At 68.3% G+C, this 16,664-nt stretch carries 15 protein-coding genes; 9 read left to right on the plus strand and 6 right to left on the minus strand.

The genetic code is table 11. The features are described 5' to 3' along the window. The first annotated feature begins 34 nt into the window (after positions 1 to 34). Positions 35 to 2,155, plus strand: coding sequence for a phosphocholine-specific phospholipase C (locus LGN17_RS21215; RefSeq protein ID WP_226198531.1), 2,121 nt, complete (start codon positions 35 to 37; stop codon positions 2,153 to 2,155). Between the two features lie 51 nt (positions 2,156 to 2,206). Here LGN17_RS21215 and LGN17_RS21220 read toward each other — a convergent pair whose 3' ends face one another. Then, positions 2,207 to 2,830, minus strand: coding sequence for an RBBP9/YdeN family alpha/beta hydrolase (locus LGN17_RS21220; protein ID WP_226198532.1), 624 nt, complete (start codon positions 2,828 to 2,830; stop codon positions 2,207 to 2,209). Positions 2,831 to 3,208: 378 nt separating this feature from the next. Here LGN17_RS21220 and LGN17_RS21225 point away from each other — a divergent pair, with 378 nt between their 5' ends. Genes LGN17_RS21225 through LGN17_RS21240 form a run of 4 tightly spaced genes read left to right on the plus strand, consistent with a single transcriptional unit; the run spans position 3,209 to position 5,851 of the window. Continuing rightward, on the plus strand, positions 3,209 to 4,150 hold the full coding sequence (locus LGN17_RS21225; RefSeq protein ID WP_226198533.1) for a 2-hydroxyacid dehydrogenase: 942 nt from the start codon (positions 3,209 to 3,211) through the stop codon (positions 4,148 to 4,150). A 26-nt stretch (positions 4,151 to 4,176) separates the two neighbouring features. After that, positions 4,177 to 5,109, plus strand: a complete 933-nt coding sequence (locus LGN17_RS21230) for a hydroxymethylglutaryl-CoA lyase (RefSeq protein ID WP_226198534.1) — start codon at positions 4,177 to 4,179, stop codon at positions 5,107 to 5,109. A gap of 26 nt (positions 5,110 to 5,135) precedes the next feature. Next, entirely contained in the window at positions 5,136 to 5,642 is a 507-nt protein-coding gene (locus tag LGN17_RS21235) for a YbaK/EbsC family protein (RefSeq protein ID WP_089473662.1), read from the plus strand. Beyond that, positions 5,639 to 5,851, plus strand: coding sequence for a DUF1289 domain-containing protein (locus LGN17_RS21240; RefSeq protein WP_226198535.1), 213 nt, complete (start codon positions 5,639 to 5,641; stop codon positions 5,849 to 5,851). Before LGN17_RS21235 ends, LGN17_RS21240 begins: the two co-directional genes overlap by 4 nt. 263 nt (positions 5,852 to 6,114) lie before the next feature. Here the strand turns inward: LGN17_RS21240 and LGN17_RS21245 are convergent, their stop codons facing one another. Then, positions 6,115 to 7,017, minus strand: coding sequence for a DMT family transporter (locus tag LGN17_RS21245; protein WP_175951359.1), 903 nt, complete (start codon positions 7,015 to 7,017; stop codon positions 6,115 to 6,117). A gap of 112 nt (positions 7,018 to 7,129) precedes the next feature. Between LGN17_RS21245 and LGN17_RS21250 the strand changes: the two genes are divergently transcribed. After that, positions 7,130 to 7,621: an Lrp/AsnC family transcriptional regulator gene (locus LGN17_RS21250; RefSeq protein WP_226198536.1), complete on the plus strand. Its 492-nt coding sequence runs from the start codon at positions 7,130 to 7,132 to the stop codon at positions 7,619 to 7,621. 30 nt (positions 7,622 to 7,651) lie between these two features. On the opposite strand, the gene LGN17_RS21255 is transcribed toward LGN17_RS21250, so the two are convergent. Next, complete coding sequence (locus tag LGN17_RS21255) at positions 7,652 to 8,548, minus strand: alpha/beta fold hydrolase (RefSeq protein ID WP_226198537.1); 897 nt, start codon at positions 8,546 to 8,548, stop codon at positions 7,652 to 7,654. Positions 8,549 to 8,824: 276 nt separating this feature from the next. Between LGN17_RS21255 and LGN17_RS21260 the strand changes: the two genes are divergently transcribed. Further along, complete coding sequence (locus LGN17_RS21260) at positions 8,825 to 9,784, plus strand: NAD(P)H-dependent flavin oxidoreductase (RefSeq protein ID WP_047852303.1); 960 nt, start codon at positions 8,825 to 8,827, stop codon at positions 9,782 to 9,784. A gap of 115 nt (positions 9,785 to 9,899) precedes the next feature. Here LGN17_RS21260 and LGN17_RS21265 read toward each other — a convergent pair whose 3' ends face one another. The 3 genes from LGN17_RS21265 to LGN17_RS21275 form a co-directional block, all read right to left on the minus strand. Continuing rightward, a complete protein-coding gene (locus tag LGN17_RS21265; RefSeq protein ID WP_175951356.1) occupies positions 9,900 to 10,862 on the minus strand; it encodes a LysR family transcriptional regulator in 963 nt (320 codons plus the stop codon). A gap of 181 nt (positions 10,863 to 11,043) precedes the next feature. Next, positions 11,044 to 12,120 carry a porin gene (locus LGN17_RS21270; protein ID WP_175951355.1) on the minus strand — a complete coding sequence of 359 codons (1,077 nt, stop codon included), beginning with the start codon at positions 12,118 to 12,120 and terminating at the stop codon, positions 11,044 to 11,046. Positions 12,121 to 12,455: 335 nt separating this feature from the next. Next, a complete protein-coding gene (locus LGN17_RS21275; protein ID WP_226198538.1) occupies positions 12,456 to 12,938 on the minus strand; it encodes a peptide-binding protein in 483 nt (160 codons plus the stop codon). Positions 12,939 to 13,285: 347 nt separating this feature from the next. Between LGN17_RS21275 and LGN17_RS21280 the strand changes: the two genes are divergently transcribed. Together LGN17_RS21280 and LGN17_RS21285 are read left to right on the plus strand one after the other, a co-directional pair. Continuing rightward, positions 13,286 to 14,317: a bile acid:sodium symporter family protein gene (locus LGN17_RS21280; protein ID WP_011353419.1), complete on the plus strand. Its 1,032-nt coding sequence runs from the start codon at positions 13,286 to 13,288 to the stop codon at positions 14,315 to 14,317. 322 nt (positions 14,318 to 14,639) lie between these two features. Further along, complete coding sequence (locus LGN17_RS21285) at positions 14,640 to 16,478, plus strand: EAL domain-containing protein (RefSeq protein ID WP_226198539.1); 1,839 nt, start codon at positions 14,640 to 14,642, stop codon at positions 16,476 to 16,478. Positions 16,479 to 16,664: the final 186 nt, after the last annotated feature.

Below are 16,664 nucleotides of genomic sequence, written 5' to 3' on the forward strand. Positions count from 1 at the left end.
TCCCCTGACCGCAGCAGAACCGAGGTGAAATAACATGACGTCATCGAGCCGCCGCCGTTTCCTGCATACCGTCGCACAATCCGCGGGCGCCGCCGTCGCGCTCAACGCCTTCCCCGAATCGATCCGGCGCGCGCTCGCGATTCCCGCCGCGCGCGGCACCGGCACGATCCGCGATGTCGAGCACATCGTCGTGTTCATGCAGGAAAACCGCTCGTTCGATCATTACTTCGGACACCTGCGCGGCGTGCGCGGCTACAACGACCGCTTCCCGATCCCGCTGCCGAACGGCAAGCCGGTGTGGTACCAGCCGTCGAAGGCCGATCCGACAAAGCCTGTATTGCCGTTCCGGCTGAACACGCTGACGACGAGCGCGCAGTGCGTCGGCGACCTCGACCACTCGTGGTACAAGACGCACGCGGCGATCGACGGCGGCCGCTACGACCAGTGGCCCGCGAACAAGACCGACATGACGATGGGCTATCACGTGCGCGAGGACATCCCGTTCCACTACGCGCTCGCCGATGCGTTCACCGTGTGCGACCACTACTTCTGCTCGCTGCCGGGGCCGACGCACCCGAACCGCTCGTACCTGATGACGGGCACCGTCGACCCGACCGGCAAGTTCGGCGGCCCGCTGCTCGACAACAGCGACTATGTCGACGGCGACGGGCCGCCCGCCTATCAGCTGCTGTCGTGGACGACCTTTCCGGAGCGACTCGAAGCGCACGGCGTGTCGTGGCAGATCTACCAGCAGGGCACGACGGGCAACGATCCGTACAACGGCAACTACGGCACGAACGTGCTGCAGAACTTCGCGAACTTCATCAACGCGAAACCCGGTTCGTCGCTGTACCAGCGCGCGCAGACGGTGCGCACGCTCGACAACCTGAAGGACGACGTGATCAACGACCGGCTGCCGCAGGTGTCGTGGCTGTGCCCGCCCGCGGCGTTCTCCGAGCATCCGAAATACACGCCCGCGTACGGTGCGAACTACACGTCGCAGATCCTCGATGCGCTCACGTCGAACCCGGACGTATGGCGCAAGACCGTGCTGTTCATCATGTACGACGAGAACGACGGCTTCTTCGACCACATCGTGCCGCCGCAGCCGCCGACGTCGGCCGCGCAGGGCGCGTCGACCGTGACGACCGACGGCGAGCTGCACACCGTCGTGAACCCCGGCCGAGGCGGCAGCTACACGGCCGACGGCCTGCCGTACGGCCTCGGGCCGCGCGTGCCGATGACGGTCGTGTCGCCGTGGACGAAAGGCGGCTTCGTGTGCTCGCAGGTGTTCGACCACACGTCGGTGATCCGCTTCATCGGCGAGCGCTTCGGCATCGACGAACCGAACATCACGCCGTGGCGCCGCACGGTGTGCGGCGACCTCACCGCCGCATTCGACTTCCGCTCGTCCGACGCGTCGTTCCCGCCGCTGCCCGACACGAGCCAGTACCGCTCGATCGCCGACCAGCAATGCACGTCGCAGCCCGCGCCGACCGTGCCCGCGACGCCGTCGCCGGTCGACCCGCAGGAGCCCGGCGTGCGGCCGGCACGTGCGCTGCCGTACGAACTGCACGTGAACGCGAGCATCGATGGCGGGACCAGGCTGCGCATCGAGTTCGCGAACCGCGGCAACCAGGGCGCGCACTTCCACGTGTACGCGACGAACCGCACCGACGGCCCGTGGCGCTATACGGTCGGCGCGCGCCGCGTGCTGCATGCGGATTTCGACCTGACGGTGACAAACGGGGCGTACACGTTCGCGGTGTACGGGCCGAACGGCTTCGTGCGCGTGTTCTCGGGCAACGTGTCGGCCCCGGCCGCGCCGCACCGCAACCCCGCGCGACCGGAAGTGAAGGCCGGCTACGACGTCGCGAACGGGAACCTGTACCTGAAGCTGCGCAACCATGGCGGAGCGCACGTCACGCTGACGCTGACCGACAACGCATACGGCGCGCCGTCGCGGCAGGTGACGCTGCATGGCGGTGACGAGCGCGTCGAGCAGTGGGCGCTCGCATCGAGCCACCAATGGTATGACGTGACGGTGAGCGACGGCGCGAACGGCACCTTCTCGCGCCGTTTCGCGGGCCACGTCGAGAACGGCCGGCCGAGCTATTCGGATCCGGCGGCGGTGCGGCCCGTCTCCGCGGCGTAAGCGCGACGGCGCGGCGTGGCACGGCACTCGCCGTGCCGCCCGCCCCGCTCGTCAGATCGCGTGCGCGAGCGCGCGGTCGACGCGTGCGGCGTCGAAGCCGTCGTCCGCGTCGCGAAAGCGCAGCGGCGCCGCGCAGTGGACGAGCGTGTCGACGAAGTACTTCGCGCGCGGCCACGGCCCGAAGCCGGCTGCGGTGTTGATGTGCCCGGCGTCGCCGAGGTTCACGAACGCGCTGCCCAGGTGCTGCGCGAGCGTGCGTGCGTCGGCGAGCGGCATCCACGGATCGGTCTCGCTGCCGATCACGATCGACGGCACGGCGAGCCGACGCGCGTCGAACGGCCCGGCAAACGTGAATTTCTTCGGACTGGCGGGCGCGACGAGCAACACGCCCGCGACATCGCCCGGATGCGGCCACTGCGCGAGCGCATGCGCGGCCGCGAGGCAGCCGAAGCTGTGCGCGGCCAGCACGAACGGGCCGCGTTCGCGGTCGAGCAAGGTGCGCACCGATTGCGCCCAGCGCGCGAGATCGGGCGCGTCCCAGTCGTCCTGCTCGACGCGCAGCGAGCGCGGGAACTGCCGTTCGAGCCAGGTCTGCCAGTGAGCGCCTTCGCTGCCGTGCAGGCCCGGAACGGTCACGAGCCGCGGCGGCCACGCCGATTTGCTGCATGCGCGCATGATTGCCCTCGCTTGCCTGAAGACGGGATTCGATTGTGGCGCGGCGTCCCCGGCGGACGAACCAATATTTTGTGCTTTGCATTTGCGGCGGACGGCGCGCCGGGGGTCGGCTATCCGGCGAACCGCGCCCGGGGGCCGGCGCCCCGGAGCGGCCCCTCCACGCCGATCACCCGCCCCGCGCACCGGCGCGCGATGCGCCGCGAGACCGTAGAATGTGGGCTTCCCGTCAGCTTCACACGGAACCGGGGCCGGGCGCCGACGCGCCGGGCGCCCGGTCGTCAGGAGACGCCCGATGTCCGCTACGCCCGCCGGCGCGCTGCGCCCGGCCCTGCTCGCCGTGCCCGTGACGCGCCTCGCCGGCGCGCGCGCCGTCATCCAATGAAGATCCTGTTCCATTCCCCGCACCAGGAAGCCGGCGCGTGGCGCGACGAGATCGCGCATGCGTTGCCGGAGGCCGAACTGCGCGCGTGGCAGCCGGGCGACACGGCCGCCGCCGATTACGCGCTCGTGTGGCGCGCGCCGCGCGAATTCTTCACCCCGCGCGACGGCCTGCGCGCGATCTTCAACCTCGGCGCCGGCGTCGACGCGCTACTCGCGCTCGAGCGCGCGCATCCGGGCACGCTGCCGCGGCACGTGCCGCTCGTGCGGCTGGAAGATTCGGGCATGGCGCGGCAGATGGTCGAATACGTGACGCACGCGGTGCTGCGCTACCTGCGCCGCTTCGACGAATACGAAGCGTTGCAGCGCGAGCGCCGCTGGCGGCCGCTCGAACCGCATGCGCGCGCAAGCTTCACCGTCGCCGTGCTCGGCCTCGGCGTGCTCGGCGCGCAGGTCGCGCTCGCGCTCGCCGCGCTCGGCCTGCCCGTGCGCGGCTACAGCCGCAGCGCGAAGCAGCTCGACGGCATTGCGACCTTCGCCGGTGACGGCGCGTTCGATGCGTGCATCGACGGCGCGAAGGTGCTCGTCAACCTGCTGCCGAGCACGCCCGACACCGACGGCATCCTGTCGTCGCGCACCTTCGCGCGGCTCGCGCCCGGTGCGTATGTCGTCAACGTCGCGCGCGGCGCGCATCTTGTCGAGGCCGATCTGCTCGACGCGCTCTCGAGCGGCCAGGTGGCCGCCGCGACGCTCGACGTATTCCAGCGCGAGCCGCTGCCCGAAGACCATCCGTTCTGGCACGCGCCGCGCATCACGATCACGCCGCACAGCTCGGCCGAGACGCTGCGCGACGAAGCCGTCGCGCAGATCGCCGGCAAGATCCGCGCGCTCGAGCGCGGCGAGCGCGTCGGCGGCATCGTCGACTACGCACGCGGCTACTGAACCTACAAGCAAACCAGGAGACAACCATGACGTTCCCCTCCGCCGTCAAGATCGTCGAAGTCGGCCCGCGCGACGGGCTGCAGAACGAGAAGACCTTCGTGCCGACCGACGTGAAAATCGCGCTCGTCGACCGGCTGTCGCGCGCCGGCTTCCGCAACGTCGAGGCCGCGTCGTTCGTGTCGCCGAAATGGGTGCCGCAGATGGCCGACGGCGCCGACGTGATGGCCGGCATCGAGCGCCGCGCGGGCACCGTGTACTCGGTGCTCACGCCGAACCTGAAGGGCTTCGAGAATGCGCTCGCCGCGCGCGCCGACGAAGTCGTGATCTTCGGCGCGGCGAGCGAGGCGTTCTCGCAGCGCAACATCAACTGCAGCATCGCCGAGAGCATCGCGCGCTTCGAGCCCGTCGCGAAGGCGGCGAAGGACGCGGGCCTACGGCTGCGCGGCAGCGTGTCGTGCACGCTCGGCTGCCCGTACCAGGGCGAGGTGCCGGTCGCGTCTGTCGTCGATGTCGTCGAGCGCTTCGCGGCACTCGGCTGCGACGAGATCGACATCGCCGACACGATCGGCGTCGGCACGCCGAAGCGCACGCGCGAAGTGCTCGCGGCCGTCACGCGCGTGTTCCCGCGCGAACGCCTGTCGGGCCACTTCCACGACACCTACGGACAGGCGCTCGCGAACATCTACGCGGCGCTGTTCGAGGGGATCGAGATTTTCCACGCGTCGGTCGCGGGCCTCGGCGGTTGCCCATACGCGAAGGGCGCGACCGGCAACGTCGCGACCGAGGACGTGCTGTACCTGATGCAGGGCCTCGGCATCAACACCGGTATCGATCTCGCGCAAGTGGTCGCCGCCGGCGACTTCATCTCGAACGCGATCGGCCGCGCGAACGTGTCGCGCGCCGGTCGCGCACTGCTCGCCAAGGCGCAGAGCGCGGCCGACGCCGCGAACTGCGTGTGACCCCGGTATTCCATGGATTCCTCAACATGACGACACCCGCTTCATTCGATTCCCTCCCCGATTCCGCGCGACGCGTCGCGCTGCTGCTGCGCGAGCGCGGCCATGCGAAAGGCATCGTGATGCTCGCCGAAACCGGCAAGACTTCGGCCGAAGCCGCAGCCGGGCTCGGCTGCTCGGTCGCGCAGATCGCGAAGTCGATCCTGTTTCGCCGCCAGTCGGACGGCGCGCCGGTGCTCGTGGTCGCGAGCGGCGTCAATCGCGTCGACGAGAAGAAGGTGGCCGCGCAAGTCGGCGCGGTCGGCCGCGCGGACGCGAAGTTCGTGCGCGACAATACCGGCTATGCGATCGGCGGCGTCTGCCCGATCGGCCATCTCGTCGAACCCGTCACGCTGATCGACGCCGACCTGCTCGAGCTCGACAGCCTGTGGGCGGCCGCCGGCCATCCGCACGCGGTGTTCAACCTGTCGCCGAACGAACTCGTATCGCTGACGGGCGCGCCGGTGGCGGACATCGCATTGCGGGAGCCCGCATGAGCGACGTGCCGGTGACGGCGCCGGGCGCCACGGTCGCGTCGCCGTGCACCGACGTATGCCGGATCGATCCGCGCACCGACTGGTGCGCGGGTTGCCTGCGCACGCGCGACGAGATCAAGGGGTGGCGTGCGTCGGACGACGACGCGAGGCGCGCGTTGCTCGCGCGGCTCGATGCGCGGCGGCGTCTGCTGGCGAGAAGCGGCGCATAAAAAAAAGCCGTTCAGCCTGACAGGCGAACGGCATGAGATCGGAATCCTGTGAACGTGATCAACGTCACAGCCCGCATCATACGAGCGACGCGGCCGCATCGCATCGGGTGTTTCCCTACAACTTCTTACAGCGTCTTCCACGCGTGCGCGCGCAGCGCTTTCGCTCGCCATGGACACGCCATCCGCGCGCCATGCTCGCTCCTGAAATGCGCATTCGACGCGCCGCTGCGCTGCCCGCGGCGGCGCCGAATCGCACGACCGTTTCAGTTGCCGACAGCCGCGCGACGGGCGGGCACGATGCGCCAGCCGAGATTCACGCCGGCCGCCGCGAGCAGGATCAGCAGCGCGCCGAACACCTGCGTCCACGCGAGCGTCTGCCCGAACGCAACGTGATCGACGACGATCGCGACGACCGGATAGACGAACGACAGCGCACCGGTCATCGCGGTCGGCAACTTCTGGATCGCGCCGTACAGCAGCACATACATCAGACCGGTGTTCACGACGCCGAGCACGACGAGGTCGAGCCACTGCCCGGCGGTCGCCGGCAATGTGCCGAAGTGCGCGAACGGCGCGAGCAGCAGGACCCCGAGGCCGGCCTGCAGCAGCGCGAGCAGATGCGGCGGCGTGCCCTTCAGGTGCTTCGTGACGATCGACGAGATCGCATACAGAAAGGCTGCGCCGAGCGACAGCGCGACGCCTTCCAGATATTCGCCCGGCACCGCGAGCACGGCCGGCTCGACGCGCACCACGGCGACGAGCCCGACGAATGCGAGCGCGAGCCACGCGAGCGTCGACGCGGTGATCCGCTCGCGGAACACGATCGCGCCGAGCGCGACGAGCATGAACGGCTGCGTGTTGTAGACGGCGGTCGCCATCGAGATCGACGCGCGCGAGTAGGCGGCGAACAGCAGCAGCCAGTTCGCGACGATCGCGACGCTGCCGAGCATCGCAAGCGCAAGCATCCGCGGCGAGAACAGCGCGCGGCGCAGGAACCCGAACGCCGCGCAGACGATCGCGAGCGTCGCGGCGCCGAACAGGCAGCGAAAGAACACGACGTTCGTCAGCGGCTGACGCGACGACATTACGAGCCAGCCGATCGTGCCGGACATCATCATTGCGACGACCATCTCGGCGGCGCCGCGGCGAATTTCATTCGAAGCCATGGTGAACTCCGTTCAGAAGCGTGGATGACTTCGATTCTAGAAACTTGCTTTCGCGACAACCACGGCTAAACTGAAGTGAATCGACCGATTTACCTTCGAAAGCAAAGCGATCATGCCGAAACGCCTTCCCCCGCCTGCCGTCGCGTCGCTCGACGCGACCGACCGCGCGATCGTCGCGGCGCTGGCCGACGACGCGCGCATCGCGACCAGCGAGCTCGCCCGGCAGATCGGGCTGTCGGCGCCCGCGACCGCGGACCGCGTGCGGCGGCTCGAAGCGCAGGGCGTGATTGCCGCGTTCACCGTCGAGCTCGACCCGCGCGCGCTCGGCTACACGCTGCAGGCAATCGTCCGCGTGAAGCCGCTGCCCGGCCAGTTGCATCTCGTCGAGGAGATGCTGCGGCGGATTCCCGAATTCGTCGAGTGCGACAAGGTCACCGGCGACGACTGCTTCATCTGCCGGCTCTACCTGCGCACGATCGAGCACCTCGACGACATCCTGTCGAAAGTGACTGAGCGCGCCGAGACGAGCACCGCGATCGTCAAATCGACGCCGGTGCCGCGCCGGCTGCCGCCGCTCATCGAGGACGACGGCGCGCACCGCTGAGCAGCCGGGTCGCGCGCCGCCCGCGCATCGTCAGGCAGCCGCGTCGCGCGCGTCGAAGAACGCCAGCAGTTCGTCGATCAGCGCGACGGGCGCCTCTTCCGGAATGTAGTGCCCGCACTCGAGCGCGCGGCCGCTGACGTCGCGCGCCACGCGGCGCCATTCCTCGAGCGGTTCGAAGCAGCGGCCGACGATCCCGTGCTCGCCCCACAGCACGCGCAGCGGACACGCAACCTTGTTGCCGCGCTCGAGATCCGCACGATCGTGCTCGAGATCGATCGTCGCGGATGCGCGGTAGTCCTCGCACATCGCATGCACGGCGCCCGGCTGCGCGAGCGCGGCCCGGTACGCGGCGAGCGCCTCGGGCGCGAACGGTGCGAGCCCGGCGGACCGGTTGCCCATCACGCGCTCGATGTACGCATCGGTATGCGCGCCGACCAGCGTCTCGGGCAGCGGCTCCGGCTGGATCAGGAAGAACCAGTGGAAATACGCGGTCGCGAACGCGCGATCGGTTTTCTCGTACATCGCGAGCGTCGGTGCGATGTCGAGCAGCATCATCCGCTCGACGGCGTCTGCATGATCGAGCGCAAGCCGGTGGGCGACCCGCGCGCCGCGATCGTGCGCGCACACGTGGAAGTGCTCGAAGCCGAAATGCCGCATCACGGCGACCTGGTCGGCCGCCATCGCACGTTTCGAATACGGCGCATGCCGCGCGTCGCTCGGCGGCTTGCCCGACGCGCCGTAACCGCGCAGGTCGGTGGCGATCACCGTGAAATGATCCGCGAGCGTCGCGGCAACGCGATGCCAGATCATGTGGGTTTGCGGATGTCCGTGCAGCAACAGGAGCGGCGGACCCGCGCCTCCTTTGACACCGAAGATGTCGGTGTCCTGCACCGTCACGCGAAACGGTGCAAACGCCTCAAACGACATGGTTTGTTTCTCGTTGGTTTGTTATGGCGGCTATTTTAGGAGCGCTTGCCCATCTCCACAGCGGGGCGACAGCCGGAATCCGTAGAAAGAGAACACTCACTCGATTGCCGGCACACCGCGCATTTTGTTAAGCTCGCGTAGAATCGCACGATCGTTCGTATTAATATGAACGACCTCGTTTCGCAGCTACACTCGAATCATCATCACCGTTCGACCGCAAAGCATGGCGGCGTCGGCGCGACCGCGCGGCCGCCCCCTGGAGACTGGAGACATCACATGGCCTTGCCCACCGTCCTGCAGAACTTGACGCTGCCCGTCATCGCGTCGCCGATGTTCATCGTCAGCTACCCCGAACTCGTGCTCGCGCAATGCAAGGCGGGCATCGTCGGTTCGTTCCCCGCGCTCAACGCCCGTCCGGCCGAACTGCTCGACGAGTGGCTCACGCAGATCCAGTCCGAGCTCGCCGACCACCAGGCAAAAAATCCCGACGCGGTGATCGGCCCGATCGCGGTCAACCAGATCGTCCACCAGTCGAATGCGCGGCTCGAACACGACGTGCGCGTGTGCGTCGAGCACAAGGTGCCGATCTTCATCACGAGCCTGCGCGCTCCGGCGCGCGAGATCGTCGACGCGGTGCACAGCTACGGCGGCATCGTGCTGCACGACGTGATCAATCTGCGTCATGCGCAGAAGGCGCTCGAAGCCGGTGTCGACGGGCTGATCCTCGTCGCGGCCGGCGCAGGCGGCCACGCGGGCACGACGTCGCCGTTCGCGCTCGTCGGCGAAGTCCGCAAGATCTTCGACGGCCCGATCGTGCTGTCCGGCGCGATCGCGAACGGCGGCTCGATCCTCGCGGCGCAGGCGATGGGCGCCGACTTCGCGTACATGGGCACGCGCTTCATCGCGACGCAGGAAGCGCACGCGATCGACGACTACAAGCACGCGATCGTGAACGCGAAATCGTCGGACATCATCTACACGAACCTCTTCACGGGCGTGCACGGCAACTACATCCGCGAGAGCATCGAGAAGGCCGGCCTCGATCCGGAAGCGCTGCCGGAATCCGACAAGACCAAGATGAATTTCGGCAGCGACAAGACGAAGGCGTGGAAGGACATCTGGGGTGCCGGCCAGGGCGTCGGCCTGATGGACGACCTGCCGAGCGTGGGCGCGCTCGTCGAGCGCCTGAAGCGCGAGTACGACGACGCGAAGGCGCGGCTCGGCATCCCGCGCTGACGGATGCGGCGGCCATGGCGGCCGCCGCCGGCGCGAGTTCCATCCGACAAAACAAAAAGCGCGAACCGCTTCGGTTCGCGCTTTTTAATTGCCCCGCTTCCGCGGGAAAGACGGCTCAGACCGCGCGCTTCATCCGCGTCATCGGCAGCACGCGCAGGCGCGATTCGATCGACGGGCACAGCGACTGCCCTTCGAAACGCGCCGCCAGGAAGTCGACGAACGAACGCACCTTCGCGGACACGTGACGACGGCTCGCGTAGACCGCATAGATCGGCGCCTCGTGCGGCGGCACCGCATCGAGCAGCACCGGCACGAGCCGGCCGGACTCGATGTCGTCGCCGACCACCTCGGTGCCGAGCAGCGCGATGCCCGCGCCCGCGAGCACGGCCGCACGCAGCCCTTCGAGATGATTCACGATCAGGTTGCCGTTGAGGTTCACGCGCGACGCGGCGGCCGCATCGATCACCAGCGAATCGAGCATCGTCGAATTCGAGTCGCGCCGCAGATAGTTGTGGTGCGCGAGATCGGCGATCGTCGCGGGCGTGCCGTGCTTCTCGAGATACTCGGGCGACGCGACCAGCAGGATGTGCGCGGTCGCGATCTGCCGCGCGACCAGCGACGACGATTTCAATCCGTTCGGCGCCGCACGCACCGCGACGTCGTAGCCTTCCTCGATCAGGTCGACCACGCGATCGGACAGCGTCATGTCGACGGTCACGTCCGGAAACCGGCCCGCATAATCGGTGACGGCCTGCATCACGTGCCGCAGCCCGAACGCCGATAGCGACGTCACGCGCAGCCTGCCTTGCGGCACCACGCTCGCGGCGCCGACGGCCTGCCCGGCTTCGTCGAGTTCAGACAGCGCCTGCACGAGGCGCTCATAGTATTCGCGTCCCGCCTCGGTAGGGGCGACGCGTCGTGTCGTGCGATGCAGCAGCCGCGCACCGAGCTGCTGCTCGAGATGCATCACGTGCTTGCTCGCCATCGCAGCCGACATCTGCATGCGCTCGGCCGCGCCGACGAAGCTGCCCACTTCGACGACGTAGCGAAACACATTCATGCTGACGAGGGTATCCATCGAACTCGCTCGTAATGACGGGGGAATGGTCCAATTACGAGATAGGGTAACAAAGGCGGGGAAACAGAAAGGTCAAGAAAGGCAAAACGGCGCCGCGGGGTCGCGGCGCCGTTTTGGCGGGAAAACATGCAGTCCGGCCGCGCTTTTGGCGCGCGGCCGGCGCACCGGTCGCGCGTGCGCGTCAGAACTTCGCGCGGATGCCGGCGCCGAACGTGTTGCCGGTCGACAGGCCGCTGATGTGGTCGTTCATGTACGCAGCGTAGACGTCCGTGCGCTTGGAGAGCGGATAGTCGTAGCCGACGGCCCAGGTCTGGCGCGTCTGATCGAGGCCGCCCGCATCGCGCGAGTACGCGTACGACGCCATCGCGCTGCCGACGCCGAGCGGCACCGACACGCCGCCCTGCGCGGTATTCACGTGCCAGCTGCCCGCGACCTGGTCGTTCTTCGTATACATGTACTGGCCGAACAGCTTCACGTACTTCAGGTCGTAGGTCGCGCCGACTTGCGCGATGCCCTGGCTCTTCATGCCGGCCACCAGCGCGCTCAGGTCACGCGGGCCGTTGTTGAAGTTCACGTACTGGTAGACCGCGGTCGCCGCGAACGGGCCGTTCGCATAGTTGAACTGCGCGCTCCACTTCTTCGAGCCGTTGTCGCCGGCCTGGTTGCCGAGCGCGTACATCGCGCCGAAATTCAGGCCACCGAACGATGGCGACGTGTACGACAGCGCGTTGTTCCAGCCCGAATCGCCGACGGCACCCTGATCGCTCGGGTAGGTCGGGAACGTGCCGAGGCCGAGGAACACGTGGTACACCATCGGCGAGAAGGTGTACGAGTCGTAGAACGGGTTGAACAGGATCGTCGACAGGAACAGGTGCGTCGTCAGGCGGCCGGCCGTCACCGTGCCGTACGGCGAATCGATGCCGACGTAGGCGTTGCGTGCGAAGAACGTGTCACCCTGGAAGCGGCCGAACTGGCCGTTCTGCGCGCGGAAGAAGCTTTCCAGCGTAAAGATCGCCTTGTAGCCGTTGCCGAGATCCTCGGCGCCGTGCAAGCCCCAGTACGACGTCGACATCCCGCCGCCGCTCACGTTCCACGCGCGGTCGCCGCCCGGGAACTTGGTTGCGCCGACCCATTCGTCGACCTGACCGTAGAGCGACACGCTCGACTGTGCATGGACGGGAGCGGCAGCCGCCACGCAGGCGGCCGCGGCGATCAGCTTGACGGACGTGCGCGACGCACGGCGAGCGAGTGCTTTCATGGGATCTCCAGGTTTTGTCGAATAGTCGATAAGTGGCGCCAGCGTTGTTTTTGGGAGCCGAGTGCTTGCGTCGTATGGGGCGCAGCCATCTTTACGGATCATTCGTCCGGTCAAAATTGCGCACACTTATTGCGGGTATAGCGGCGGCATTAACTTCGCGGAATGGATGCATGGCCGGGCAGCCCGGCGTGAACGCGATCACACGGCGGGACGGCAGCGTGGCGCACGCGAACCGGGCGCGAAAGATAGCGCAATGCGACGGGAAAATCAGCGGAAATCTGTGCGCGACTGTGGCGAATTCGCATCAGCCGGCGGAGGGACGAGCGTGCAGGCGCTCAGTTTCGGTAGAACGGGGAGAAAAACGGCGAGTGCGCAGGCTCTTCCTGCGAGCGGGGCGGCGGCATCGGACGTCCGCCGCGCTCCTCGTTATAGCGCGCGACATCGGCGCGGATCGACCCGGCGCGCAGCGGCACGTTGCCGCCGCCCGGCGGGCGCGGCATCTGGCGCACGTCGGTGCTGATCGGGCGATACGGGCTTTGCGCGGCGTAATGGCCATACGATGGCGTCGGCCGCAGCCCCCAGCGGGAGCCGTAGCCGTTCACGCCGCCGACGCGTGCACCGGCGGGCGGCGCAGCGCGGCGCCAGACCGCCCCCCCGCCAGCCGGCTGACCGTACGCGCGCATGTCGCCGCCGCCGAAGCCGTGGCCACCGAACGCATGACCACCGTGGGGCGGTTGCGCGAGCGCGAGCGGCATCAGCAGCGCGCCGAGCACGCCTGCCACCCATCGTCCGATCTTCCGTTTCACCCGTTCCGTCATCGTTCAGTGCCTGTCCATGCCCGTTGCCGGCCGCTTTTTGGCCGACGCAAGGCTTTCAGCAGTAATTTATGAGCGGGCCGAAAGCGTGTCGAGCCAAAAAGTGTTATGTCGCCGGCATCGGTGTAACACCATGTTACTGCTAGGTTTTTTCACTTCTGCAAGGGACCGGGACAGAACATTCTTCTGCCGTTTTGCGCATGGCCGGGCCGGTGCGGTGAGCACTATTACATGAGACTGGCTCATCAATCGATTCCCACAATGAATTTGTGTAGTGAATCGCCAACCGGGACAATGGCGCCATCCGCGCGCGCGACGCGCGCCTCCGTCGTTTCCGAATCGAGTTCCCGATGGCCCGTCCCCGTTTTCTTCCCGACAACTTCACGCTCGCGCTCGTCGGCACCGTCGTGCTCGCGAGCCTCCTGCCGTGCCGCGGCCCGGCCGCCCACGCGTTCAACTGGGCGACCAACATCGCCGTCGGCCTGCTGTTCTTCCTGCACGGCGCGAAGCTGTCGCGCGAAGCCGTCGTCGCGGGCGCGACCCACTGGCGGCTGCACGCAGTCGTGCTGCTCAGCACGTTCGCGCTGTTCCCGCTGCTCGGTCTCGCGCTGAAACCCGTGCTGCAACCGCTCGTCACGCCGACGTTGTATGCGGGCGTGCTGTTCCTGTGCACGCTGCCGTCGACGGTCCAGTCGTCGATCGCGTTCACGTCGATCGCGAAGGGCAACGTGCCTGCCGCCGTGTGCGCGGCATCCGCGTCGAGCCTGCTCGGAATCTTCGTCACGCCGGCGCTCGTCGGGCTGATGATCACGTCGCAGTCGGCAGCCGCCGCGTCGCCGTGGAGCACCGTCGGCAGCATCGTGATGCAGTTGCTCGTGCCGTTCATCGCCGGCCAGTTGCTGCGGCCGGTGATCGGCGGCTGGATCGACCGCAACCGCGGCGTACTGCGCTTCGTCGACCAGGGTTCGATCCTGCTCGTCGTCTACGTCGCCTTCAGCGAGGCCGTCAACGAAGGCCTGTGGCACCAGATCCCGCCGCGCGCGCTCGGCGGCCTGCTCGTCGTCAATCTCGTGCTGCTCGCGATCGCGCTGCTGCTGACCGCGTTCGTCAGCAAACGGCTCGGCTTCAACCGCGCCGACCAGATCACGATCATCTTCTGCGGATCGAAGAAGAGCCTCGCGGCCGGCGTGCCGATGGCGAAGGTGATCTTCTCGGCAAACGCGGTCGGCGCGATCGTGCTGCCGTTGATGCTGTTCCACCAGATTCAGCTGATGGCCTGCGCGGCACTCGCGCAGCGTTGGGGCGCGCGCGACATGAGCGGCGAGCACGACGAGGGCGACGCGACATCGGCGCCGGGCGCGCTGAGCGCGGGCAAGCGCTGACGATCCGCGCGGCGGGACGGTCATCGAGGGGGGCCGTCCCGACGTTCTCGCGTTCTCGCGTTCTCGCGTTCTCGCGTTCTCGCGTTCTCGCGTTCTCGCGTTCTCGCGTTCTCGCGTTCTCGCGTTCCGGGTTCCGGGTTCCGGGTTCCGGGTTCCGCGTCCCGCCTTCCCGCCTCCCCGCCACACCGCCCTCCCCAACGCACACCGATGCGCCCCAAGCGCGATGCACCGGCAGCGCCCATCGCGTCACGAAATCTTCATTCAATTATCCGCGAGCGGTGCCGTTAAATCGGGCGTCCCGTCGATTCGGCTGTCCTCGCCCATGCCCGCGCCCCACTCCGACTCCGCTGCCGCCAGCATCACGCGCCTGATCGCGGATCGCGCGCTCGCCGCCGTGTTCCAGCCGATCGTCGATCTCGGGTCGGGAACGGTCGTCGGATACGAGGGCCTGATCCGCGGCCCAAGGGGCACCGATCTCGAGCCGCCCGTCGCGCTGTTCGCGCAGGCCGCGCGCGAAGGCGAAACCATCGCGCTCGAACAGGCGGCCGCGCTCACCTGCCTCGACGCGTTCGCGGCGCTCGGCTGCGACGGCAAGCTGTTCCTCAATTTCAGCGCCGGGACGATCCTGAAGCTCGCCAGCGAACGCGAGCGCGTACGCCAGCACCTCGACCGCGCGCGGATCGGCGCCGAGCGCATCGTGATCGAGCTGACCGAACAGAACGCGACGACGGACATTGCCCAGATCGGGCCAGCGGTCGCGTCGCTGCGCGACGCCGGCGTCCAGTTCGCGCTCGACGACTACGGCACCGCGAACGCGAGCATGAATCTGTGGCTGCGCCTGCAGCCGGACGTCGTGAAGATCGACCGCTTCTTCATCCACGACATCGCCCGCGACCCGCTGAAGTTCGAGGCCGTGAAGGCGATGCAGCACTTCGCGCGGGCGAGCGGCGCGCAACTGATCGCGGAAGGCATCGAGAACGAATGCGACCTGATCGTCGTGCGCGACATGGGCATCTGCTGCGTGCAGGGCTTCCTGCTCGGCCGGCCGAACGCGCAGCCGTCGCGGGTCGTCGCGCCGGCCGCGCGCGATGCGATCCGCGCGCCGCACATCGCGGTGTTTCCCGGCGCGACGCGCTCGGTGCGGCCGGCCGGCACGATCGCCGGAAAGATGCTGGTGCCGGCGCCGGCGCTGCCGCGCGACGCGACCAGCAACGACGTGCTCGACCTGTTCAACCGCATGCCCGACCTGCATGCGGTCGCGCTCGTCGAACGCGGGCGGCCCGTCGCGCTCGTGAATCGCCGCGGCTTCATCGACCGCTTCGCGCTGCCGTACCACCGCGAGGTGTTCGGGAAGAAGCCGTGCCTCCAGTTCGCGAACGATGCGCCGCTGATGATCGACAACGCGACGACGCTCGAGCAGCTCGCGACGCTGCTCGCGAGCCACGACCAGCGCTATCTCGCGGACGGCTTCGTGATCACCGAACACGGCCGCTACGTCGGGCTCGGCACCGGCGAGAGCCTCGTTCGCACGGTGACCGAGATGCGCATCGAGGCCGCGCGCTACGCGAATCCGCTGACGTTCCTGCCCGGCAACATCCCGATCAGCGCGCACATCGACCGCCTGCTCCAGCGCGACGCGGGCTTTCATGCGTGCTACGTCGACCTGAACCTGTTCAAGCCGTTCAACGACCAGTACGGCTACTGGCAGGGCGACGAGGTGCTGAAGTTCGCGGCGACGGTGCTGGCCGGCGTGTGCGACCCGCAGCGCGACTTTCTCGGGCACGTCGGCGGCGACGATTTCCTCGTGCTGTTCCAGCGCGCCGACTGGCGCGAGCGCGCCGCGGACGCGATCGCCCGCTTCAACGACGGCGCGCAGCTGTTCTACACGCAGGCCGACCGGCAGGCAGGCGGGCTGCGTGGCGAGGACCGCCACGGCAACCCGGCGTTCTTCGGCTTCGTGACGATGGCGATCGGCGCGGTCGGCGTGCCGGCCGGCGCGCACGGCGCGAAGCGCTACGGCAGCGACGAGATCGCGTCGGTCGCAGCGCTCGCGAAGCGGCGCGCGAAACAGCAGCCGGACGGGCTCGCGGTCGTCGACCTCGACGCGGGGCGCGCCGCGCTGCGCCATCGCGGCGAACCGCCGGCCGTGGCGATACGCTGAGCGGCGGGCGGCCGGCGGCTGGCGCTTGCAGACATGGCGACGCCCGGTGCGGCGGCGGCGCGCAAGCGCCCGACAGGCAGCCGGACCGTTAGTTGCACACCGACCTCCCGGTGGTCGGCGGAGGCAGTCGGGCACGGTTCGCGCTGACGCGTGAAGCCAGTCCGTTTGCCCCCATTTCCTGCTCGC

The organism is Burkholderia sp. AU30280 (assembly GCF_020420125.1).
Taxonomy (GTDB): domain Bacteria; phylum Pseudomonadota; class Gammaproteobacteria; order Burkholderiales; family Burkholderiaceae; genus Burkholderia.